The sequence below is a fragment of the Nocardioides sp. genome, assembly GCF_035703625.1.
Classification (GTDB): domain Bacteria; phylum Actinomycetota; class Actinomycetes; order Propionibacteriales; family Nocardioidaceae; genus Nocardioides.
The window spans coordinates 15,615-36,637 of sequence record NZ_DASSXS010000215.1; the positions used below are offsets into that span (position 1 = coordinate 15,615).

Here is a 21,023-nt window from a genome sequence, read left to right on the forward strand (position 1 = left end):
CTGTGGTGAACAACGACCGACCACGCTGTCGGTTCTGGGATCTGGGTCACACTTCAGGTCACGGAGCTGGGGCATCAGTGGATCCCGCACTCGGTCTTGGACGTGCCGGCCCAGCGGCCGCTGCGCGGGTCCTCCCCAGGGGCCACCCGGCGGGTGCACGGCCAGCACCCGATGGACGGGTACCCGTCGTAGACCAGGGGGTTGACCAGCACGTGGTTGTCCTCGATGTAGCGCTCGACCTGCTCGTCGGACCAGCGGGCGAGGGGCGACACCTTCACCCTCGACTTGCGGGCGTCCCAGCCGACCACCGGCGCGATGATCCGGTCGTGGGTCTCGGCTCGGCGCAGCCCGGTCGCCCAGGCGTCGTACTGCTCCAGGGTCTTCTGGAGCGGCGCGACCTTGCGCAGCGCGCAGCACAGGTCGGGGTCGGTCTTGTAGAGGTCCTTGCCGTGGGCGGCGTCCTGCTCGGCCACGGTCTGCTCGGGGGTGACATTGACCAGGTTGACCGGCAGCGTGGCCTCGACGGCGTCGCGGGTGCCGATGGTCTCGGCGAAGTGGTAGCCGGTGTCGAGGAAGACCACGTCGACGCCCGGCGCCACCCGGGACGCGAGGTGCGCCAGGACCGCGTCGCCCATCGAGGACGTCACGCAGAACCGGTCACCGAACGTCGCGACCGCCCACTCGATGATGTGCTCGGCCGGGGCCAGCTCGAGCTCGGCCCCCACGTGCGAGACCAGTTCGCGCAGCTCCTCGGGCGACCGTCCCTCGGTGTGGGTCCCCCGGTACTCACGCGCGGAGCGCGTCGTCGCGGCGGTCACTGCTGCCCCACCGGGCGGATCATCCCGAGCATCTTCACGGTGAAGGCGCGCAGGCAGGAGCGGCACTCCCAGGAGCGGTCCTCGCCCTCGTGGGGCCACAGGTTCTCGTCCCCGCAGTAGGGGCAGTGGAAGGGCTGCGCGCGCTCGCTCATGTCCCGACCAGCTCTCGTTCGCCGCGCAGCACCGCGTCGTCGGCCCGGGTCACCCAGGTGGCGAAGGCCTCGCCGGGCTCGCGCTCGGCGAGGAATCCGGCAACCACGTTGGTGATGTAGTCGTCGAGGTCCTCGCTGGTGACCTTGTGGGCGCGCAGCTTGCGGCCGAAGGTGGTGGTCAGGCCCAGGGCGCCCCCGAGGTGGACCTGGAACCCCTCGACCTGGTTGCCGTGGCGGTCCATGACCAGCTGGCCCTTGAGGCCGATGTCGGCCACCTGGGTGCGGGCGCAGGCGTTGGGGCAGCCGTTGACGTTGACCGTGATCGGGGTGTCGAGATCGGGGAAGCGCTTCTCGAGCTCGGTCACCAGCGCCTTCGCGCGGTTCTTGGTGTCGACGATGGCGAGCTTGCAGAACTCGATGCCCGTGCAGGCCATCGTGTTCTGGCGCCAGTTGGACGGCTGCGCGGTCAGCCCGATCTTCTCCAGGTCGGCGGTGAACGCAGCCACGTCGGCGCCGTCGACGCCGAGGACGACCAGCTTCTGGTACGCCGTCAGCCGGGCGCCGCGGGCGCCGTACTCCTCGACGAGGTCGGCCAGGCCGCTCAGCGTGGTGCCGTCGATCCGGCCGACGAGCGGAGCGGCGCCGATGTAGAACTTGCCGTCCTTCTGCTCGTGCACGCCGATGTGGTCGCCCTGGCGGGCCGGCGACACGGGGGAGGGGTTGTCGAGGAGGGTGCGGCGGAGGTACTCCGACTCCAGCACCTCGCGGAACTTCTCCACGCCCCAGTCGGCGACCAGGAACTTCAGGCGGGCCTTCGAACGCAGCCGCCGGTAGCCGTAGTCGCGGAAGATCGACGCGACGCCCTCCCAGGCGTCGGCCACCTCGTCCAGCGGGATCCACACGCCGAGCTTCTGGGCGACCATCGGGTTGGTCGAGAGCCCGCCGCCCACCCACAGGTCGAAGCCGGGGCCGTGCTCGGGGTGGACGGTGCCGACGAAGGAGACGTCGTTGACCTCCGGTGCCACGTCGTGGCTGGGGTGCCCGGTCAGCGCGGTCTTGAACTTGCGGGGGAGGTTCGAGAAGTCCGGGTTGCCGATCGCGCGGCGCTTGATCTCCGCGAGCGCCTCGGACCCGTCGATGATCTCGTCCTTGGCGATCCCGGCCACGGGGGAGCCGAGGAACGGCCGCGGCGAGTCGCCGCACGCCTCGGTGGTGTCCAGCCCGACGCCCTCGAGCCGCTCCCAGATGGCGGGGACGTCCTCGATCTGGATCCAGTGGTACTGGATGTTGTTGCGGTCGGTGATGTCGGCGGTGTTGCGGGCGTACGCCGAGGAGGTCTCCCCGAGCGCGCGCAGCTGCTCGACGCCGAGGATCGCTCCGTCGGTGCGGACCCGCATCATGAAGAAGCGGTCGTCGAGCTCCTCCTCCTCGAGCATCGCCGTCTTGCCGCCGTCGAAGCCGGGGGCGCGCTGGGTGTAGAGGCCCATCCACCGGAAGCGGCCGCGGAGGTCCGCCGGGTCGATCGAGTCGAAGCCCCGCCTGGCGTAGATGTCGAGGATCCGGGAGCGGACATTGAGCGGGTTGTCGTCCTTCTTGGTCTGCTCGTTCTTGTTCAGCGGTTCGCTGTAGCCGAGAGCCCACTGGCCCTCGCCGCGCCGCGGCCGGGGCCGCGAGGTGCGGACGGTGGAATCGTTCATCGAGGAAGGTCCTTCACGCTGAGTGCCGCGCGCGACGGTGGGCGCGGATTCGAGAAAGGGGCGGCGTGGTTCAGCGGGGCCAACACAACATGCTGCGGGTACGCCCGAGGTCCACGTGGCGTCGTACCACGAGGTGCGCGTGCGTCGCAGCAGAGATCATGACGAGGAGTCTCACGGTGCGGACGGCCTGCCCACAAGCCGGAATCTCATGTTTTGAGACTCGACTCCAGAATATGAGACGCTCCGCGCCGCCGCTCCGCCTGCGGGCGCCCGGGTGTGCGGCCCACGTCACACGACGAGCGGTCACTAGGGTGTCCCCATGACTGATGCCGCGATCAGCAGTGCCTACCGCCAGATCCTCGACGTGATGGCCTCGGTCGAGCCCCGGATCGCCGAGGCGACCCGCCAGGAGCTGGCCGACCAGCGAGCCTCCCTGAAGCTGATCGCGAGCGAGAACTACGCCTCGCCCGCGGTGCTGCTCACCATGGGGACGTGGCTGAGCGACAAGTACGCCGAGGGCACGGTCGGGCACCGCTTCTACGCCGGGTGCCAGAACGTCGACACCGTCGAGTCGGTCGCCGCCGAGCACGCCCGCGAGCTGTTCGGCGCGCCGTACGCCTATGTGCAGCCGCACTCCGGCATCGACGCGAACCTGGTCGCCTACTGGTCGATCCTGGCCCACCGGGTCGAGGCGCCGGGGCTGGAGAAGCTCGGTGCCAGGAACGTCAGCGAGCTGAGCGAGGAGGACTGGGAGTCGCTGCGGCAGCAGCTCGGCAACCAGCGGCTGCTCGGCATGTCGCTCGACGCGGGAGGCCACCTCACGCACGGGTTCCGGCCCAACATCAGCGGCAAGATGTTCCACCAGAACCAGTACGGCACCGACCCCGAGACCGGGCTGCTCGACTACGACGCCGTGGCAGCCAAGGCCCGGGAGTTCCGGCCCCTGGTGCTGGTCGCCGGCTACTCCGCCTACCCCCGTCGGGTGAACTTCGCCAAGATGCGCGAGATCGCCGACGAGGTGGGCGCCACCCTGATGGTCGACATGGCGCACTTCGCGGGGCTGGTCGCCGGCAAGGTCTTCACCGGCGACGAGGACCCGGTGCCCCACGCCCACGTCACGACCACGACGACCCACAAGTCGCTGCGCGGGCCGCGGGGAGGCCTGGTGCTGGCCCAGGAGGAGTTCGCCTCCTCGGTGGACCGCGGCTGCCCGATGGTGCTCGGCGGTCCGCTGTCGCAGATGATGGCGGCCAAGGCCGTGGCGCTGGCCGAGGCGAGGCAGGACTCGTTCAGGACCTACGCCCAGCAGGTGGCCGACAACGCCAAGTCACTGGCCGACGGGTTCCTCTCGCGCGGCGCCGACCTCGTCACCGGCGGCACCGACAACCACCTGGTCCTGCTCGATGTCTCCTCGTTCGGTCTCACGGGCCGCCAGGCCGAGTCGGCGCTCCTCGACGCTGGCGTGGTGACCAACCGGAACTCGGTGCCCAACGACCCCAACGGCGCCTGGTACACCTCCGGGATCCGCCTGGGTACGCCGGCGCTGACCACGCGTGGCTTCGGGCACGACGAGTTCGACCACGTGGCCGAGCTGATCGTCCACGTCCTCTCCAACACCGAGCCCGGCACCACGAAGAAGGGCACGCCGTCCAAGGCGTCGTACACGCTGGCCGACGGCGTGGGGGACAAGGTCAAGGGCGCCTCCGCCGAGATGCTGGACAAGCACCCGCTCTACCCGGGTCTGACCCTGGCCTGACGCACGGGAGGGTGGTTTCGAGACGGGCCGTGAGACGGCCCTCCTCAACCACCGAGCACCGCCCCGGTGGTCGAGGAGGTTGCGCCAGCAACCGTCTCGAAATCACTGTCTTGGTCGCTGCAGTCCACAGGTCCCATCCGGCCCGTTGCCGTGATCGCGGCCAGTCATCAATGTGATCGCATGGCGTGGACCTACCTGCTCGAGTGCGCCGACGGCACCTACTACGTCGGCAGCACCGTGGACCTCGAACGACGGGTTGCCCAGCACGACGCCGGCGAGGGAGCGGCCTACACGCGCCGTCGTCGTCCGGTTCGCCTGGTGTGGGCCGCGCAGTTCGACCGGATCGACGAGGCGTTCGCCTTCGAGAAGCGGGTTCAGGGCTGGAACCGCCGGAAACGCCGTGCCCTCATCGAGGGCCGGTGGGACGCGCTCCCTGAACTGGCCAGCAGGAGCTGGGCCGCCCGTCGGGCGCGCGAGTAGCGCAGGTGGTTTCGAGACGGGCGTGAGACGGCCCTCCTCAACCACCGAGCACCGCCCCGGTGGTCGAGGAGGTTGCGCCAGCAACCGTCTCGAAACCTCCGAGGAACCGGCTCAGCCGACGGTGGGGGTGGTGCGCTCCACGATCGCGCGGAGGTCGCCGCTCGTGAGGGTGCCGAAGGTGCCGTCGTAGGACGAGCCGAGGCGCGAGGCGCAGAACGCGTCCGCCACCTCGGGCGGGGCGAACCGGACCAGCAGCGACCCCTGGAGGCAGGCAGCCATCCGGCCGGCCAGCCGGCGGGCGGACTGCTCGAGCGTCGCCTCGTCGCCCAGCAGGGCGAGGGCGTCGTCGACGGCACGGTCGAGCCGCGGGTCCGCGCCGCGTGCCAGCCCCACCTCGGTGATCCACGCCTCCAGGGCCGCGGGTTCGCGGGCCAGGGCCCGCAGCACGTCGAGGGCGTTGACGTTGCCCGAGCCCTCCCACACCGAGTTCAACGGCGCCTCGCGGTAGAGCAGCGGCATCACCGACTCCTCGACGTAGCCGTTCCCGCCCAGGCACTCGAGTGCCTCCGCGACCATCGCCGGTGTGCGCTTGCAGACCCAGAACTTCGCGAGCGGCAGCGCGATCCGGCGCAGGGCAGCCTCGTGCGGGTCGTGGAGGTTGTCGACCGCGGCGGCCAGCCGGACGGCGACGGCCGTGGCGGCCTCGGACTCGACCGCCAGGTCGGCGACGACGTTCTGCATCAACGGCTTGTCGGCGAGCAGGCCCCCGAAGGCGGAGCGGTGGGCGACGTGCCAGGACGCCTCCGAGACCGCACGGCGCATCAAAGCGGCGGATCCGAGCACGCAGTCGAGCCGGGTCGCGTTGACCATCTCGATGATGGTGCGGACCCCGCGGCCCTCGTCCCCGAGACGACGGGCGACGGTGCCGTCGAACTCCAGCTCGCTGGAGGCGTTGGAGCGGTTGCCCAGCTTGTCCTTGAGCCGGACCACGTCGAGCTGGTTGCGCGTCCCGTCCGGCAGCACCCGGGGTACGACGAAGCAGGTGACCCCTCCGTCCGTCTGGGCGAGGACGAGGAACATGTCGTTCATCGGGGCCGACGTGAACCACTTGTGTCCGTGCAGGGTGTACTCGCCGTCGACCGAGGTCGGGCGGGCCGTCGTCACGTTGGCGCGGACGTCGGAGCCACCCTGCTTCTCGGTCATCCCCATGCCCGCGAGGGCGCCACGCTTCTCCGACGCCGGCCGCAGCCCCGGGTCGTAGCTGGTGGAGGCCAGCAGCGGGACCCACTCCTTCGCGACGGCGTCGTCGACCCGCAGCGCCGGCACGGCGGCGTACGTCATCGAGATCGGGCAGCCGTGGCCGGGCTCGGTGTGCGACCAGGCGAGGAACCCGGCAGCCCGGCGGACGTGCGCGTGCGGCGACTCGGACTCCCAGGGCGCGGCGGCCAGCCCGTGCCCGACCGCGCGTTCCATGAGCCAGTGCCACGAGGGGTGGAAGGCGACCTCGTCGACCCGGTTTCCGTAGCGGTCGTACGGGCGCAACGTGGGGTGGTTCTCGTTGGCCAGGATCCCGTGCTCGCGGGCGTCGGGGGTTCCGGCCTCGACACCCAGCGGCGCCAGGTCGTCGACGACCTCGGCGGAGGCGTGCCGGGTGACCGCCTCGACCAGTGCGATGTCGGAGGTGATCACGTTGTGCCCGACCAGCGGGGGCGCCTGGTTGGTCGCGACCCGGATCTCGCCTCGCGTTCTGGGGGCATCCATGTGGATACCGTAGGCCCATGGGCGCCACGGAGAGCCACTCCGGTCCCCGGGCCGCACGGCTGCCCGGGTGGGTGCCTGCGTGGGGGCACAGGCTGGGTGGGGTGCTCTGGCGGCTGATCGTCTCCACCGTCGGCAGCTGCATGCGCCACCGCGTCACCGGCCTGGCGGGTGAGGCGGCCTTCTTCGCGATCCTGTCGGTGCCGCCGCTGATCTTCATGTTGGCCGGCGGCATCGGCTTCGTCAGCGAACGGTTCACGCCGGCGCAGATCGCCGACGTCCGTGACGCCATCATCGCCCTGTCGGAGCGGGCGCTCACCGACCGCGCGGTGGACCGGATCATCGTCCCCACGATCAACGACGTCCTCGACGAGCCGCGCTTCGACGTGATCTCGCTCGGGTTCGTGCTGGCGCTGTGGTCGGGCTCGCGGGCGCTCAACGTCTTCATCGACACCATCACCGTCATGCACGGGCTGGGCGGACACCGGGGCATCGTGAAGACCAGGGCTCTGTCGTTCGTGCTCTACATCCTGGCCATGGTCACGGGCGTGGTCACGCTGCCGCTGGTGGTGGCCGGCCCGACGCTCGTACGACGCGTGCTGCCGAACCGGTCCGAGTTCCTGATGTCGTTCTACTGGCCGACGATCATCGTGCTGTGCATCTGCTTCCTGGCCACGCTCTACCACGTGTCGGTGCCCGTGCGGACCAACTGGAGCTTCAACCTGCCGGGTGCGACGTTCGCGCTGGGGGCCTGGGTGGCCGGGTCGGCCATGCTCCGATGGGTGCTGACGGTGACGGCCGCCGACTCCAGGTCGATCTTCGGACCACTGGCCGCGCCCATCGCCGTACTCCTGTGGCTCTACCTGCTGGCGCTGGCAGTCCTGATCGGCGCCGCGGTCAATGCCTCTTTCGACAGTGTGTTCCCGCAGAAGGCGACCACGCGTGCGCGGCGCGAACTCGTGCACCGACTGCGGCATCGGATGACGACTCGCGAGCCGCCGGTCGAGTAGGTTCGGGGCGTGGCTGCCCCAACCGAGTCCTTTGCGGAGGCCTCCCGCGGACGGATCTCGCTGCCGGAGAAGGTGCGGTCGCCGTGGTGGGAGCTGGGCCGCCGGATGCTGGCCGCGTTCGCGATCCTCGTCGGCACGATGCTGCTCGTCTACTTCGACCGGGACGCCTACACCGACAACAACGACCCGGAGCGGGCCGTCGGCATGGTCGACGCCATCTACTACACGACGGTCACACTCAGCACGACCGGGTACGGCGACATCGCGCCCGTCGAGGCCCACGCCCGCCTGATCAACGCGTTCGTCATCACTCCGCTCAGGATCGCGTTCCTGGTCCTGCTGATCGGCACCACCCTGGAGGTCCTGGCCTCGCAGGGCCGCGAGATATTCCGGATCTCCCGGTGGAGGAAGAGCATGGGACAGCACGTCGTCGTCATCGGCTACGGCACCAAGGGTCGCAGCGCCGTCGAGACGCTGATCAACAACGGGCAGGACCGCGACGGCATCGTGGTGGTCGACTCCGGGGCGGCGGCGCTCGAGGACGCCCACACCGACGGACTGGCAGTCGTCACGGGCGACGCCACCCGGCGTGAGGTGCTGCGCCGTGCGGGGGTGGCCAACGCCAGCCACGTCATCATCACCACCGACCGCGACGACTCCAACGTGCTCGCCACGCTGACGGTGCGCCAGCTCAACCCGAAGGCGCTGATCGTCGCGGCGGTGCGGGAGCAGGAGAACGTCGCGCTGATGCGGCAGTCCGGTGCCGACTCGGTGATCACCTCCTCCGATGCCGTCGGCCGCCTGATCGGGCTCTCGTCGCTGTCGCCGACGCTGGGCTCGGTGATGGAGGACCTCCTGACCTACGGCGAGGGCCTCGAGGTCGCCGAGCGGGACCTGCTGGTCTCCGAGGTGGGCCAGCCGCCGCAGTCGCTGCCCGACCAGGTCGTCGCGGTGGTGAGGGACGAGAGGGTCTACCGCTACTTCGATCCCGTCGTGACGCAGCTGGCCCGGGGTGACCGGCTGATCGTCGTACGCCCGGCGAAGGAGCTGCCGTGGGCGCCGCGGCCTGGCACCCACGACGAGGAGTTCGCCACCGAGGAGCCCTGATGGCACGGCCGGCCGCGCCGGATGACCGGGAGCGCCCGCCGCGTCGCGACGGTGGGGGAAGGTCGAGCATCTTCCTTCGCCCCTGGCTCTCGGCGTAGAGTGCCCCGTGGGCGCGTTGCCCGAGACCCCGACAAATGCCGCTGGCCGGGCAGGAGCAAAGGAGGCGGGGTCGTGCGGATCCAGGTAGCGATGATCTTGCCGCTCGAGGCGCGCAGCGTCCCTCTGGTCCGGCGCACCGTCGCGACAGCGCTGTCGAGTGCGGGCGTCGCGGAGGACTGTGTGGGCGAGGTGGAGGTCGCACTCTCGGAGGCCTGTACCAACGTCTACCGCCACGCGGGTGAGAGTGCGTCGTACGAAGTGGTGATCACCATCGGCGACGAGCGGCTGACCGTGGACGTGCTGGACTCCGGGGGCGGCTTCGACGGGGAGAAGGCGGCCTCGGCGGACATGGCCGAGCTGGATGCCGAGGGCGGTCGAGGGATTGCCCTGATGCGCGCTCTCAGTGATCGTGCGGTGTTCGACACCGTCACCGACGGAGGTGGCGGTTCGGTGCACCTGATGAAGAACCTGCGCTGGGCCGATGGCGGCGCCGGGTGGCCCAGAGACACCGAAGCAGCCCTGGACGGCTCGCCGCCGAAGAGCTCCTGAGCGACGTTCGGATGGTCGCGCGGCGTTTCACGTGATGTTCACGTCGCGTCGGCACCGTTGGACCAACGAGTCCAGATGAGGGCTCGGTCCCCACATCCAGGTAGGGGAGGGCCCAGCGAACCTGTCCCTTCTCCCGATGCCTGCCAAAGTCCGGATCGCCCTGTACGGGCCATGAACCCGGGTCGACATCACCCAGGGCTCGCCCCCAGCCCGCGTCGCCCCGGCCGCTCCGCTGGAGCGGAACCATGGCGCGGCAGCGTTTGCGTCGTCTCCACGAAACGCTGCCGCGCCTGTTCCCGCGCCAGCACTGCGACGGGCGCCCGCCAGAACGCCTGCCGGAGCGCCGGCCCCGAGCTCCGGCGCCGGCCGGCGAGCACGGCAGCGGTCGCAGGGACTCGTCAAGACCGCCGCCGTGTCGCCGTGATCCCGTTCCGGGGAGCAGCAGGCTCGCAGTGGGGTGTCGATCCTGCTCCACAGGAACGCTAGCCGCGCGGCCCGCCTGGAAGGCGAACGTGACGGACCGGTCACGGACCCGTCATGGACGGGTCAGGCACGCACGAGGCCGGACCCCGATGCGGGATCCGGCCTCATCTGCCGTGTAGCTGGTGGGCGATACTGGGTTTGAACCAGTGACCTCTTCCGTGTCAAGGAAGCGCGCTACCGCTGCGCCAATCGCCCTTGTGTCCACCACACTCCCATACGGGACCTGCGGTGTTCGAGGTGGAGACGGGATTTGAACCCGTGTAGACGGATTTGCAGTCCGTTGCCTCGCCTCTCGGCCACTCCACCGTGGAGGCGCTTCTCCGAGCGGACGACGAGGCTCGAACTCGCGACCTCAACCTTGGCAAGGTTGCGCTCTACCAACTGAGCTACGTCCGCCTGCGACAAGCCCCGGGGGGCGAGTGCGTGAGAACAGTAGCCGATGCCCGAATGGTCGCAAAATCCAACACCCGCACGAGTGTTGACCTGCCCGGTGGCATCCGACGGGCCTCCTAGAGTGGCCCCATGCGCGCGTGGATGAACGGTGAACTCCTGTCGGACCCGGGAGCGCCCGCGGTGCTGCTCACCGACCACGGGCTGACGGTCGGGGACGGCGTCTTCGAGGCCGTCAAGGTGGTGGACGGTCAGCCGTTCGCGCTCACCGCCCACCTCGAGCGGCTGGCCAGGTCGGCCGCCGGCATGGGGCTGCCCGCGATCGACGACGAGGCTTGCCGCTCAGGTGTGGCCGCGGTGCTGGACGGTCCGGAGCTGCCGCTGGGGCGGATCCGGATCACCTACACAGGTGGCCCGGCCCCCCTCGGCTCCGGACGTGGTGACGAGCCTCCGACGCTGATCGTGGTCGCCGACCGCATGGACCCGTGGCCGGAGGCGACAGCCGTGGCCACCGTCCCGTGGCCGCGCAACGAGCGGGGGGCGCTGGCCGGCGTCAAGACCACGTCGTACGGCGAGAACGTGGTGGCGCTCGCCCGCGCCGCGTCCCAGGGGGCCAGCGAGGCGATCTTCGCCAACCTCGCCGGCAACCTGTGCGAGGGCACGGGCTCCAACGTGTTCTACGTCGTCGACGGCGAGCTGCGCACCCCCACCCTCGAGAGTGGTTGCCTGGCGGGGATCACCCGGGCGCTGGTCCTGGAGTGGTACGGCGGTGTCGAGGTGGACGAGCCGCTGGAGGTCGTGGCGCGGGCCAGCGAGGTGTTCCTGGCCTCCACGACGCGCGACGTCCAGGCCGTCTCCCGCTGGGACGACCGCGAGCTCGCCGCCCCTGGTCCGGTGACACAGGAGATCCGCGAGATGTGGGCCAAGCGGGAGCCCGAGCTACTCGGACTCTGAGAGCCGCATCAGGTCGGTGATGATCGCGTCGACGTCGAAGTGAGAGGACTCGCTGCCGAAGGGAACCATCGCGAGGGTCCTGGTGAGGAACCGGTACAGCTCGCGGGTGGACGCCTGGGCCACGAACCTGCCGTCGGGGGAGTGGAACTCGAACACCACGACCCCGCTGCCGTCCTCGTCGAGGCCGGGACGCAGCCGCAGGTCGCCGTCGCCGGCGGGATCGGTCAGTCCCTGTGCGAGGAGCGAGCGGCCCATCGCCCACCTGATGGTGGAGGCCCCGGAGCCGAAGGTGATCCACACGGCGAACGGGTCACGGCTGTCGTACTCGAACACCGCGTCGAGCTCCACGCTGCCCGGCGCGCCATGGTGCGCGCGCAGCGTCACGTGCTGGGCCAGCACCGGTGTGATCGGCTGCGACGTCATCGTGAGCTCCGCGGGGTCGAGGTTGTCACGATTGTGACGGCGGATCCGGCGCCGTGTGACGCAAATCGGGAAACTGGGCGAGCGGGGCGTGCCGGGGCCGTGGAGCACCCTCAGCGGAATGTGAGTCGCGGCAGGCCATGCGCTAGGGTTTCGCACCGCACGACAGGGGCGATTGGCGCAGTGGTAGCGCGCTTCGTTCACACCGAAGAGGTCACTGGTTCGAACCCAGTATCGCCCACCGATGCGCCGGAGCCGGAGGCTCGAGGAGTCTCCGGCTCCGTGGCGCACGTGGCGTCTACGTCATCCGCGGACCCTCTGGCCGATGATCACGAACCTGTCGGTCCGTCCGATGACCTTGCCCCTGCGGGTCATCAGCGTCATGTCGTTGCGGAAGGTGCCGCCCTTCACGCGCGTCCGTCGTCCTCCGAAGCCGGCGTACCCCGGGGGGCGGTTCCGGGCGCGGAGGAAGGTGTCGATCGGACCGTTGCAGCGCCCGTGGCGCTCCAGGGAGCAGAACCTGTCGATCGTGAGGTCCACGTTGCGCTGCTCCCGGGGAGTGATCGCGCGGAACCGGGTCCGCCCGTAGGGGTGCTCCAGGAAGTATCGGCCCCGGTGGTTGAGGTGGCCCCGGATCCGGAGCCGCTGGAAGACGATCGGCCGCTGCCCGGCAAAGGCCGCCTCGAGAGCGAACTCGACATCGATCGGCCCGCGCCTGGTGCGCATCCTCGATGTCGCCATCCAGTAGAACGCCTCACCGTCGGGCGCCACCAGGTCACCCGGGACGGCTCCCAGGCAGCGGATGGTGCCGTCCTCGCACAAGCGCAGCATCATGCCGCGGTCGTCCGTGTAGTGCCGCGGGAAGCCGCGGTTGTCGAGACGCCCCGTGCGGTGGGTGTTCAGGCTGTAGGTGGGCACCGTCGCGGCAATGAGCGCGGCGATGATGGTCCCGACCACGAGGGCCAGGAATGCGGTACGGCGACTCCTGCTGCTGGATCTGGGTTGCACGGCACTCCCTTCGGAGGCAATCGGGGTCCCACCCCGGTCGAACGTGGCTCCCGACGGCCACGGTCGGCGTGTGGATGGGACCGTCAACAAGAAAACATGGGGGTCCTCATCGGTTGGCGAGCCGGCTGATCCTGCGGCCCATGACCGCGAACCTGTCGGTGCTCCCGATGACGGTGCCGTCGGCACTGCTCAGGACCAGGTCGTTGCGGACGGTTCCGCCCAGAACAGGCGTCCGCCGTCCGCCGAAGCCGAGGTACCCCTTGGGTGGGGGGATCGCGGCCCGAAGGAAGTTGGTGATCCGGCCCTCGCAGGCACCGCCGCGCTCGATCGAGCAGCGCCGGTCCCGGGTGAAGTCCACGTTGCGCTGCTCGGTGGGTGTGATCGCCCGGAAGCTGGTGCTGCCGTAGGGATGGTCGAGGACGTAGCCGCCTGCCTCGTCGAGGTGGCCCCGGATCCGGATCCGGTCGAAGACGATGGGGAGCCGTCCGCGAGCGCCGGCGAAGGCGGCCTCGAGGGCGAACTCGACATCGATCGGTCCGCGGCTGGTGCGGACCGTGGCGGTGGCCATCCAGTAGAAGGCCTCGCCGTTGGGCGGGACCAGGTCGCCGCGTCTGGCTCCCTGGCACTGCCGGGTCCCGGTCTCACACAGCCTCAGGGAGACGCCCCTGTCGTCGGTGTAGAAGAGCGGGAACCCGCGGTTGTCGAGACGCCCGGTCAGACGGGTGTTGATGCTGTAGGTCGGGACGGCCGCCGCGAGAAGGGCGGCGAGGGCGGTTCCAGCCACGAGGAGCAGAAGCAAGGCCCGGCGTCGTGCGGGCGGGGTGGTGCGGGGCACGGTTCTCCCTTCGCAGGCAATCGGGGCCCCACCCCGTTTGGCACGGCTCCCGACGGCCGTTCCGGCAACGGTGCACCCGGAGCGTCAACAGCGTGAAAAACGGCTCCCACCCCGGCATGGCACCATCGCCGGGTGGCGATCAGGGCGGTGGTGCTGGACATCGGCGGAGTGCTCGAGGTCATCGACGACTCGATCTTCCCCGGCAGCTGGCCGGAGCGTCTGGGGATGAGCGAGCAGGACTTCGCCGCGCAGCTCCGGCCGCTCACTGGTGACGCGACGCTGGGAAGGCTGACCGAGACGGCCCTGCACGCGGAGTGGCAGCGCCGCCTCGGTCTCACCCACGGCCAGCTCGCCGAGATGAGGGCAGATTGCTGGCGCTGGTACGTCGGCACGCTGGACCGCGCCCTCTTCGACTGGTTCGCCGCGGTCCGGAGTCGTCAGCTGAAGGCCGGGATCCTCAGCAACTCCGGGCCGGGGGCCCGCGAGGCCGAGCGCCACCACGGCTTCGAGGACGTCGCCGACGACATCGTCTACTCCCACGAGGTGGGCCTGATGAAGCCGGACCCGGCTGCCTACGCGCTGACCGGAGCTCGCCTGTCGGTGGAGCCGCACGAGGTGGTGTTCCTCGATGACGCACCGCTCAACGTCGAGGGCGCGCGTGCCGCCGGCTGGCACGCCGTACACCACGTGTCGACGCCTGAGTCCATCGCGGAGCTCGAGCGGATCATCGCCGCCGAGGGGCACTGAGGCGATCCGGCGGAAACTACCGCGAAGTGCCCCGAGGTCGGCCGATACGATCGACCGGTCCGACCGCAGCCCGCGCCCGACAGACGCCCCGACATATTCAAGGAGTCGTTCCGTGCCCGACATCAAGGTCGTCCTCGTCCACGCCGGTGAGCGTGAGGAGCGGGCGGTGACGACGGGCACCAAGGCCTGGGAGCTCTTCCAGGACGATGCCTCGATCGTGGCCGCGCGGGTCGCCGGCCAGCTGCGGGACCTCGCCCACGAGCTCGCCGACGGAGACGACGTCGAGGGCGTCGCCATCGACAGCCCCGACGGACGCGACATCCTGCGGCACTCGACCGCGCACGTGCTCGCCCAGGCGGTGCAGGACCTCTATCCGGACGCGAAGCTCGGGATCGGGCCGCCGATCGAGAACGGCTTCTACTACGACTTCGACGTCGCGGTGCCCTTCCACCCCGGGGACCTCGAGAAGATCGAGACCCGCATGCGCAAGATCATCAAGGAGAACCAGCGCTTCTCCCGACGTCCGGTGTCCGACGCCGACGCCCTCGACGAGCTCCAGGACGAGCCCTACAAGATCGAGCTGATCGGGCTGAAGGGCGCGGGTGACGTCGCCGAGGCGGCCGAGGGCGCGAGCGTCGAGGTGGGGGCCGGTGAGCTCACGATCTACGACAACGTCAACCGCAAGGGCGAGGTGGCCTGGAGCGACCTCTGCCGGGGGCCGCACCTGCCCACCACGAAGCGCATCCCGGCGTTCAAGCTGATGCGGAGCGCTGCGGCGTACTGGCGTGGCGACGAGAAGAACCAGCAGCTCCAGCGGATCTACGGCACGGCGTGGGAGACCAAGGAGGCGCTCGAGGAGCACCTCCACCGGATCGAGGAGGCCGAGCGGCGCGACCACCGCCGGCTCGGCCGCGAGCTCGACCTCTTCAGCTTCCCCGACGAGATCGGCTCCGGCCTGGCGGTGTTCCACCCGAAGGGCGGGGTGCTGCGCAAGGAGATGGAGGACTACTCGCGGCGGCGGCACGTCGAGGAGGGCTACGAGTTCGTCAACAGCCCCCACATCACCAAGGCGCAGCTGTTCGAGGTCTCCGGGCACCTCGACTGGTACGCCGACGGCATGTACCCCCCGATGCATCTCGACGAGGTGGCCGACGACCGGGGCAACGTGACCAAGGCCGGCCAGGACTACTACCTCAAGCCGATGAACTGCCCCTTCCACTGCCTGATCTTCCGGGCCCGGGGCCGGTCCTACCGGGAGCTGCCGCTGAGGCTCTTCGAGTTCGGCGCCGTCTACCGCTACGAGAAGTCGGGCGTGGTCCACGGCCTGACCAGGGTGCGCGGGCTGACCATGGACGACGCCCACATCTACGTCACCCGCGACCAGATGCACGCCGAGCTCACCCGCACCCTGCGGTTCGTGCTCGACCTGCTCAAGGACTACGGCCTCGACGACTTCTACCTCGAGCTGTCCACCAAGGATCCCGAGAAGTTCGTCGGCTCCGACGAGCTCTGGGACGAGGCGACCGCCACCTTGCAGCAGGTGGCCGACGACTCCGGGCTCGAGCTGGTGCCCGACCCCGGCGGTGCCGCGTTCTACGGGCCGAAGATCTCGGTCCAGGCCAAGGACGCCATCGGCCGCACCTGGCAGATGTCCACCGTGCAGCTCGACTTCAACCTGCCGGAGCGGTTCGGCCTCGAGTACACCGCCGCCGACGGGTCGCGGCAGCGGCCGGTCATGATCCACCGTGCGCTGTTCGGCTCCATCGAGCGGTTCGTGGGCGTGCTGACCGAGCACTACGCCGGGGCGTTCCCGCCGTGGCTGGCGCCGGTCCAGGTCCAGGCCATCCCGATCGCCGAGCGCCACAACGAGTACCTGACCGAGGTGGCCCGGCAGATGAGCGCTCGCGGGCTCCGGGTCGAGGTCGACGACTCCGATGACCGGATGCAGAAGAAGATCCGCAACGCGCAGCTGCAGAAGGTGCCGTTCATGGTCATCGCCGGCGACCAGGACATGGAGGCCGGAGCGGTGTCCTTCCGCTACCGCGACGGGCACCAGGACAACGGCGTCCCGATCGGCGAGGCGGTCGACCGGGTGGTGCAGGCGGTCGAGTCCCGGGTCCAGGTCTGAGCCCGGGTCAGCCGACGGGGTAGGGGTGCGCCGCTGACCGCCCCTGGAACGCAAGGATGGCGGGGTTGACCACGTGACCGTCACGGATCTCGGTCGCGCGGCGCAGGGTCTCGTCCGCGTCCCACGAGTCCGGCCCCTCCAGGATCGGCCGCAGGAACGGGATCAGCGCCTGGCTGTTCTCCCAGGTCGCGGAGTTCCACAGGTACGACGGGCTGTGGTCGACGGCGTAGTAGCCGATCCGGTTGCCGACCTCGAACATCGGGTCGTCGAACGTCGTGGGACGGGCCCAGCTGAACCCCATGGCTTCGTCGCACGACACGTCCACGATCAGGCTCCCGGGGCGGAAGGCCGCCAGATCCTCGAGTGTCAGATACGTGAGCGGAGCCGCGGTGTCCTGAAGAGTGCAGTTGACGACGATGTCGCTCTGGGCCAGGAAGGACGCGACCGGCACGCGACCGCGCTCGGTGGTCACCTCGCTCAGGTGCGGCGCGTGGGCGTCATGGTCGAACTGGAAGATCCGGACCGAGTGGATGGGGGAGCCCACCGCAGCGACCCCGCGTGTGGTCAGCACCCGCACGTCGTGCACGCCGTGGGCGTTGAGCGCGGTGACCGCTCCGCGTGCGGTGGCCCCGAAGCCGATCACCACGGCGCTCAGCCTGCGGCCGTAGTCGCCCGTGGAGCCGGTCAGCTGCAGCGCGTGCAGCACCGAGCAGTAGCCCGCCAGCTCGTTGTTCTTGTGGAACACGTGCACCCCGACGCTGCCGTCCCGCGTCCAGTGGTTCATCGCCTCGAACGCGATCAGGGTCAGCTGCCGGTCGATCGCGATCTGGGTGAGGACCGGGTCCTGGACGCAGTGCGGCCATCCCCACAGCACCTGGCCAGCCGTCATCGCGGACGCGTCGGCGTGCTGCGGCTTGGGCAGCAGGACCACGTCCGACCCCGACAGGAGCTCCTCACGCGAGGCGAAGCCGCCCACCCACTCGGACAGCTCGGCGTCAGGGACGCCGAACCCGTGGCCGTATCCGTGCTCGAGGGTGATCTGTCCACGGATGTCGGGATCCAGGAGTGGCAGATGCTCCGGGTGAAGGGGTAGCCGGTGCTCGTTCTCCTTGGCCGAGGTGCCGATGACCCCGAGCCGGAGGAGAGTCACTTCTTGCCGTGATCGAGCTTGTCGGAGAAGGTCTGCTGCTGGGCCTTTTCGCGCTTGTCAGCCCGCTTCTCCTTGATGGACTTCGCGGACTTCTTGGACATGGCCTGCCGTGGCGACTTGTCGCTCATCGTGGCTCCCTGATCGAGAGCCTGGATGGCTCCGTTCGCCCAGCCTACGCCGCGGGCCCGGCCGACCCGTCATCCCGGCCGGGCGGCCCCCTAGGATCGGTCGCCATGGGTGATCCGGGCGAGACCGTGCGACAGGACGGCGCCGGCGAGGGCGACGGGCTGGACCGGCTGTGGACGCCGCACCGGCTGGCCTACATCCGCGGCGAGAACAAGCCGGCCGACGCGACGTCGGGGGAGTGCCCCTTCTGCCGGGTCCCTGAGCTCGACGACGCCGACGGACTCGTCGTACGTCGCGGCGAGTCGGTGTACGCCGTGCTGAACCTCTACCCCTACGCGCCGGGTCACCTGATGGTCTGCCCATACCGGCACATCGCCGACTACACGGAGACCAGCCCCGAGGAGGCCGAGGAGATGGGTCTGCTGACGCGGCAGGCGATGACGGTGATCAGGTCGGTGTCGGGCGCGGGCGGGTTCAACATCGGGATGAACCAGGGGGCCGTGGCCGGGGCCGGGATCTCGGCGCACCTGCACCAGCACGTCGTCCCGCGATGGCCGGGGGACCAGAACTTCATGCCGATCATCGGCCGGACGAAGACCCTTCCCGAGCTGCTCGCCGACACCCGCGACCTGCTGGCCGCGGCCTGGTCGATCTGACGAGATCGCGTCATTGTGACTTGGGGTAGCCCGCAGGGATAGTGGGTGGGGTGCGGCGTCGCTGGGGCGCTGCCTGGACCATGAGGGGTGGTCATGTACGCGCGCTCCACGACGATCACCGGACGAACCGAGGCCATCGACGAGTGCATCGCCTTCGTCCGCGACCGGGTTCAGCCCGCGGTCACGGGGATGGACGGCTGCCTGGGTTTGTCGATGGTGGTGGACCGTGCATCCGGCCGCTGCATCGCCACCAGCGCCTGGGAGAACGAGGAGTCGCTGGTCTTCGCCGAGGACGTGGTGGCCGAGTTCCGTGCCCGGATGGCGAAGATTCTGGGCGGTGACCCCCAGGTGGACCGCTGGGAGGTCGCCCTCATGCACCGGGTCCAGCCCGCCGGCGACGGCACCTGCTGCCGCATCGTCTGGGCGAGACCCCAGGACCTCCACGTGATGCAGGAGCGGTTCCGCTCCACGATCCTGCCGCAGATCGAGACCTTCGACGGCTTCTGCAGCGTCAGCATGCTCACCGACCGGCTCGAGCGCCGGATCTGCACCACCACGACGTTCGACTCCCGCGCGGCCCTCGACGCCAGCCGGGAGCGGGCACTCTCGCTGCGTGAGCGCGCCGGCCGCGAGACCGACGTGGAGTTCCTCGAGGTCGCGGAGTTCGAGCTCGCCCTCGCGCATCTCCGCATCCCCGAGCTCGTCTGACCCACGCGCTCGCCACAGGCAGGACCGCGGTCTCCCCGGGGCGGCACCGGGGAGACCGCCGGTCCCGGTAGCCTGCCGCCACCATGTTGGACCGCTTCAAGACCTTCTGGCAGACGAAGGCACTCGCCCCGTTCATCCGGCTGTTCCTGCGCCTCGGGATCAGCCCCGACGCGGTGACCCTCGTGGGCACCTTGGGCGTCTCAGCCGGCGCGCTCGCGTTCTTCCCGCAGGGGATGATCTGGCAGGGCGTGCTGGTGATCACCGCCTTCGTGTTCAGCGACCTGATCGACGGACAGATGGCGCGCACCCTGGGGCGCAAGGACATGTTCGGCGCGTTCCTCGACTCGACGCTCGACCGGGTCGCCGACGCCGCCCTCTTCGGGGGGATCGCGCTCTACTTCGCGTGGGTCACCGAGCAGAGGATGTATCTCGTCCTGAGCCTGGTGGTGCTCGCCATGGGCGCGGTGACGTCGTACGCGCGGGCCAAGGCCGACCACCTCGGCTACGACGCCAAGGTCGGGGTGGCCGAGCGACCCGATCGTCTCGTCGGACTCCTGGTCCCGGCCTTCTTCGCCGACGTGCTCGATCTGCCGGTGCTGCTCGAGATCTCGATGTGGGTCCTGGCGATCGCGAGCACGGTGACGGTGGTGCAGAGGATCTGGGTGGTCCGCCGCCAGGCACTCGCCGGGAAGGGCGCGCAGGCAGGCCCAGTGACAGGGTCGGGGACAGGGTCGGGGACAGGCTCCCCGAATGGGTGAGCCCGGGCGTGTCGCCGTACGATTGCGGCATGGCTGACACCACCCCCGCGGAGGGGACGACCACGGGAACCAACCGCGTCAAGCGGGGCATGGCCGAGATGCTCAAGGGCGGCGTGATCATGGACGTGGTCACCCCTGACCAGGCCAAGATCGCCGAGGACGCCGGCGCGGTCGCCGTGATGGCGCTGGAGCGTGTGCCCGCCGACATCCGGGCCCAGGGCGGCGTGTCCCGCATGAGCGACCCGGACATGATCGACGGCATCATCGAGGCCGTCTCCATCCCGGTCATGGCCAAGGCGCGGATCGGCCACTTCGCCGAGGCGCAGGTCCTGCAGAGCCTGGGCGTCGACTACGTCGACGAGTCCGAGGTGCTCAGCCCCGCCGACTACGCCAACCACATCGACAAGTGGGCGTTCACGGTTCCGTTCGTGTGTGGGGCCACCAACCTGGGCGAGGCATTGCGCCGGATCACCGAGGGTGCGGCGATGATCCGCTCCAAGGGGGAGGCCGGGACCGGTGACGTGTCCAACGCCGTGACCCACATGCGCACCATCCGCGCCGAGATGCGGCGACTCCACGCCCTGGAGGGCGACGAGCTCTACGTCGCGGCCAAGGAGCTGCAGGCGCCGTACGACCTGGTCAAGGAGGTCGCGGAGGCGGGCAAGCTCCCCGTGGTGCTCTTCACCGCCGGCGGCATCGCCACTCCCGCCGACGCGGCGATGATGATGCAGCTCGGCGCCGAGGGGGTCTTCGTCGGCTCGGGCATCTTCAAGTCCGGGAACCCGGCCCAGCGCGCGGAGGCGATCGTCAAGGCCACCACGTTCTACGACGACCCCGACGTGGTCGCCAAGGTCTCCCGGGGGCTCGGCGAGGCGATGGTCGGCCTCAACGTCGACGAGATCCCGGAGCCGCACCGGCTCTCCGAACGCGGCTGGTGAGCGAAGCGAGAGAGCGCAGCGGCCAGAACCTGACCGGGGACAGTGCCTGCGCGCTCGAGCTGCGAGCTCGCCCGAGGGAACCGTGAGCGAAGCGAGAGAGCGCAGCCGCCCGAACCCGACCGGGGAGAGTGCCTGGGCGCTCGAACTGCGAGCTCGCCCGAGGGAACAGTGAGCGAAGCCGGCCGACGGCCGACCATCGGCGTCTTCGCGCTGCAGGGAGATGTCCGCGAGCACCTGCGCGTGCTCACCGACCTCGGCGTCCGGGCCACGGCGGTACGCCGCCCGGCGGAGCTGGA

Annotated in this window: 21 protein-coding genes and 4 tRNA genes; 13 read left to right on the forward strand and 12 right to left on the reverse strand. The window is 70.0% G+C overall.

The annotated features are described in order from the left end of the window. Positions 1–74: 74 nt before the first annotated feature. From VFN12_RS10900 to VFN12_RS10910, 3 genes are read right to left on the reverse strand one after another with little or no spacing between them, the layout of a single operon-like run. Positions 75–818 (reverse strand): phosphoadenylyl-sulfate reductase, encoded by a 744-nt coding sequence (locus VFN12_RS10900; RefSeq protein ID WP_325118704.1) that lies wholly within the window; start codon positions 816–818, stop codon positions 75–77. Continuing rightward, a complete protein-coding gene (locus VFN12_RS10905; RefSeq protein ID WP_325118705.1) occupies positions 815–970 on the reverse strand; it encodes a hypothetical protein in 156 nt (51 codons plus the stop codon). The genes VFN12_RS10900 and VFN12_RS10905 overlap by 4 nt, the downstream gene beginning before the upstream one ends. Then, positions 967–2,667 (reverse strand): nitrite/sulfite reductase, encoded by a 1,701-nt coding sequence (locus tag VFN12_RS10910; RefSeq protein ID WP_325118706.1) that lies wholly within the window; start codon positions 2,665–2,667, stop codon positions 967–969. Before VFN12_RS10910 ends, VFN12_RS10905 begins: the two co-directional genes overlap by 4 nt. Positions 2,668–2,986: 319 nt before the next feature. Here VFN12_RS10910 and VFN12_RS10915 point away from each other — a divergent pair, with 319 nt between their 5' ends. Beyond that, entirely contained in the window at positions 2,987–4,423 is a 1,437-nt protein-coding gene (locus tag VFN12_RS10915) for a glycine hydroxymethyltransferase (protein ID WP_325118707.1), read from the forward strand. A 180-nt stretch (positions 4,424–4,603) separates the two neighbouring features. Beyond that, the gene (locus VFN12_RS10920) at positions 4,604–4,903 is read left to right on the forward strand and encodes a GIY-YIG nuclease family protein (RefSeq protein WP_325118708.1); all 300 of its coding nucleotides are present in this window, start codon (positions 4,604–4,606) and stop codon (positions 4,901–4,903) included. A gap of 111 nt (positions 4,904–5,014) precedes the next feature. Here the strand turns inward: VFN12_RS10920 and VFN12_RS10925 are convergent, their stop codons facing one another. Beyond that, the gene (locus VFN12_RS10925; RefSeq protein ID WP_325118710.1) at positions 5,015–6,664 is read right to left on the reverse strand and encodes an acyl-CoA dehydrogenase family protein; all 1,650 of its coding nucleotides are present in this window, start codon (positions 6,662–6,664) and stop codon (positions 5,015–5,017) included. A gap of 17 nt (positions 6,665–6,681) precedes the next feature. On the opposite strand from VFN12_RS10925, the gene VFN12_RS10930 reads away from it, so the two are divergent. From VFN12_RS10930 to VFN12_RS10940, 3 genes are all read left to right on the forward strand, one after another. Continuing rightward, complete coding sequence (locus tag VFN12_RS10930; RefSeq protein ID WP_325118711.1) at positions 6,682–7,671, forward strand: YihY/virulence factor BrkB family protein; 990 nt, start codon at positions 6,682–6,684, stop codon at positions 7,669–7,671. 105 nt (positions 7,672–7,776) lie between these two features. Beyond that, positions 7,777–8,778, forward strand: a complete 1,002-nt coding sequence (locus tag VFN12_RS10935) for a potassium channel family protein (RefSeq protein WP_414690033.1) — start codon at positions 7,777–7,779, stop codon at positions 8,776–8,778. Positions 8,779–8,949: 171 nt separating this feature from the next. After that, entirely contained in the window at positions 8,950–9,426 is a 477-nt protein-coding gene (locus VFN12_RS10940; RefSeq protein ID WP_325118713.1) for an ATP-binding protein, read from the forward strand. Between the two features lie 603 nt (positions 9,427–10,029). On the opposite strand, the gene VFN12_RS10945 is transcribed toward VFN12_RS10940, so the two are convergent. From VFN12_RS10945 to VFN12_RS10955, 3 genes are all read right to left on the reverse strand, one after another. Then, positions 10,030–10,104: transfer RNA gene (locus VFN12_RS10945), tRNA-Val, on the reverse strand. 40 nt (positions 10,105–10,144) lie between these two features. Further along, positions 10,145–10,215 (reverse strand) — tRNA-Cys (locus VFN12_RS10950). A 17-nt stretch (positions 10,216–10,232) separates the two neighbouring features. Next, positions 10,233–10,305: transfer RNA gene (locus VFN12_RS10955), tRNA-Gly, on the reverse strand. Between the two features lie 126 nt (positions 10,306–10,431). Here VFN12_RS10955 and VFN12_RS10960 point away from each other — a divergent pair. Continuing rightward, entirely contained in the window at positions 10,432–11,253 is an 822-nt protein-coding gene (locus VFN12_RS10960; RefSeq protein ID WP_325118714.1) for an aminotransferase class IV, read from the forward strand. On the opposite strand, the gene VFN12_RS10965 is transcribed toward VFN12_RS10960, so the two are convergent. After that, positions 11,239–11,676, reverse strand: coding sequence for an SsgA family sporulation/cell division regulator (locus tag VFN12_RS10965; RefSeq protein WP_325118715.1), 438 nt, complete (start codon positions 11,674–11,676; stop codon positions 11,239–11,241). The genes VFN12_RS10960 and VFN12_RS10965 overlap by 15 nt on opposite strands. A gap of 166 nt (positions 11,677–11,842) precedes the next feature. On the opposite strand from VFN12_RS10965, the gene VFN12_RS10970 reads away from it, so the two are divergent. Next, a tRNA-Val gene (locus tag VFN12_RS10970) sits at positions 11,843–11,914 on the forward strand. 62 nt (positions 11,915–11,976) lie between these two features. Here VFN12_RS10970 and VFN12_RS10975 read toward each other — a convergent pair. Then, positions 11,977–12,681, reverse strand: a complete 705-nt coding sequence (locus tag VFN12_RS10975) for a hypothetical protein (protein WP_325118716.1) — start codon at positions 12,679–12,681, stop codon at positions 11,977–11,979. Between the two features lie 106 nt (positions 12,682–12,787). Beyond that, positions 12,788–13,516 (reverse strand): hypothetical protein, encoded by a 729-nt coding sequence (locus VFN12_RS10980; protein ID WP_325118717.1) that lies wholly within the window; start codon positions 13,514–13,516, stop codon positions 12,788–12,790. Between the two features lie 132 nt (positions 13,517–13,648). Between VFN12_RS10980 and VFN12_RS10985 the strand changes: the two genes are divergently transcribed. Together VFN12_RS10985 and thrS are read left to right on the forward strand one after the other, a co-directional pair. Then, positions 13,649–14,263: an HAD-IA family hydrolase gene (locus VFN12_RS10985; protein ID WP_325118718.1), complete on the forward strand. Its 615-nt coding sequence runs from the start codon at positions 13,649–13,651 to the stop codon at positions 14,261–14,263. 112 nt (positions 14,264–14,375) lie between these two features. Further along, positions 14,376–16,391 (forward strand): threonine--tRNA ligase, encoded by a 2,016-nt coding sequence (gene thrS / locus VFN12_RS10990; RefSeq protein ID WP_325118719.1) that lies wholly within the window; start codon positions 14,376–14,378, stop codon positions 16,389–16,391. Between the two features lie 7 nt (positions 16,392–16,398). On the opposite strand, the gene VFN12_RS10995 is transcribed toward thrS, so the two are convergent. Further along, the gene (locus VFN12_RS10995) at positions 16,399–17,541 is read right to left on the reverse strand and encodes a N(5)-(carboxyethyl)ornithine synthase (RefSeq protein ID WP_325118721.1); all 1,143 of its coding nucleotides are present in this window, start codon (positions 17,539–17,541) and stop codon (positions 16,399–16,401) included. Beyond that, a complete protein-coding gene (locus tag VFN12_RS11000) occupies positions 17,538–17,669 on the reverse strand; it encodes a hypothetical protein (RefSeq protein WP_325118722.1) in 132 nt (43 codons plus the stop codon). The genes VFN12_RS10995 and VFN12_RS11000 overlap by 4 nt, the downstream gene beginning before the upstream one ends. A gap of 105 nt (positions 17,670–17,774) precedes the next feature. Here VFN12_RS11000 and VFN12_RS11005 point away from each other — a divergent pair, with 105 nt between their 5' ends. The 4 genes from VFN12_RS11005 (at position 17,775) to pdxS (ending at position 20,727) form a co-directional block, all read left to right on the forward strand. Continuing rightward, entirely contained in the window at positions 17,775–18,323 is a 549-nt protein-coding gene (locus VFN12_RS11005; RefSeq protein WP_325118723.1) for an HIT domain-containing protein, read from the forward strand. Positions 18,324–18,416: 93 nt separating this feature from the next. Further along, positions 18,417–19,031, forward strand: coding sequence for an antibiotic biosynthesis monooxygenase (locus VFN12_RS11010; protein WP_325118724.1), 615 nt, complete (start codon positions 18,417–18,419; stop codon positions 19,029–19,031). Between the two features lie 83 nt (positions 19,032–19,114). Further along, positions 19,115–19,789 (forward strand): phosphatidylinositol phosphate synthase, encoded by a 675-nt coding sequence (pgsA, locus tag VFN12_RS11015; protein WP_325118725.1) that lies wholly within the window; start codon positions 19,115–19,117, stop codon positions 19,787–19,789. Positions 19,790–19,818: 29 nt separating this feature from the next. Continuing rightward, positions 19,819–20,727, forward strand: a complete 909-nt coding sequence (gene pdxS / locus VFN12_RS11020) for a pyridoxal 5'-phosphate synthase lyase subunit PdxS (protein WP_325118726.1) — start codon at positions 19,819–19,821, stop codon at positions 20,725–20,727. Positions 20,728–21,023 lie beyond the last annotated feature (296 nt).

What these genes read in the sequence shown, in the direction of transcription:
- VFN12_RS10905 (WP_325118705.1), bottom strand. Translation starts at nt 970, where the DNA reads ATGAGCGAGCGCGCGCAGCCCTTCCACTGCCCCTACTGCGGGGACGAG.
- VFN12_RS10910 (WP_325118706.1), bottom strand. Translation starts at nt 2,667, where the DNA reads ATGAACGATTCCACCGTCCGCACCTCGCGGCCCCGGCCGCGGCGCGGC.
- VFN12_RS10915 (WP_325118707.1), top strand. Translation starts at nt 2,987, where the DNA reads ATGACTGATGCCGCGATCAGCAGTGCCTACCGCCAGATCCTCGACGTG.
- VFN12_RS10920 (WP_325118708.1), top strand. Translation starts at nt 4,604, where the DNA reads ATGGCGTGGACCTACCTGCTCGAGTGCGCCGACGGCACCTACTACGTC.
- VFN12_RS10925 (WP_325118710.1), bottom strand. Translation starts at nt 6,664, where the DNA reads ATGGATGCCCCCAGAACGCGAGGCGAGATCCGGGTCGCGACCAACCAG.
- VFN12_RS10930 (WP_325118711.1), top strand. Translation starts at nt 6,682, where the DNA reads ATGGGCGCCACGGAGAGCCACTCCGGTCCCCGGGCCGCACGGCTGCCC.
- VFN12_RS10935 (WP_414690033.1), top strand. Translation starts at nt 7,777, where the DNA reads ATGCTGGCCGCGTTCGCGATCCTCGTCGGCACGATGCTGCTCGTCTAC.
- VFN12_RS10960 (WP_325118714.1), top strand. Translation starts at nt 10,432, where the DNA reads ATGCGCGCGTGGATGAACGGTGAACTCCTGTCGGACCCGGGAGCGCCC.
- VFN12_RS10965 (WP_325118715.1), bottom strand. Translation starts at nt 11,676, where the DNA reads ATGACGTCGCAGCCGATCACACCGGTGCTGGCCCAGCACGTGACGCTG.
- VFN12_RS11000 (WP_325118722.1), bottom strand. Translation starts at nt 17,669, where the DNA reads ATGAGCGACAAGTCGCCACGGCAGGCCATGTCCAAGAAGTCCGCGAAG.
- VFN12_RS11005 (WP_325118723.1), top strand. Translation starts at nt 17,775, where the DNA reads ATGGGTGATCCGGGCGAGACCGTGCGACAGGACGGCGCCGGCGAGGGC.
- VFN12_RS11010 (WP_325118724.1), top strand. Translation starts at nt 18,417, where the DNA reads ATGTACGCGCGCTCCACGACGATCACCGGACGAACCGAGGCCATCGAC.
- pgsA (WP_325118725.1), top strand. Translation starts at nt 19,115, where the DNA reads ATGTTGGACCGCTTCAAGACCTTCTGGCAGACGAAGGCACTCGCCCCG.
- pdxS (WP_325118726.1), top strand. Translation starts at nt 19,819, where the DNA reads ATGGCTGACACCACCCCCGCGGAGGGGACGACCACGGGAACCAACCGC.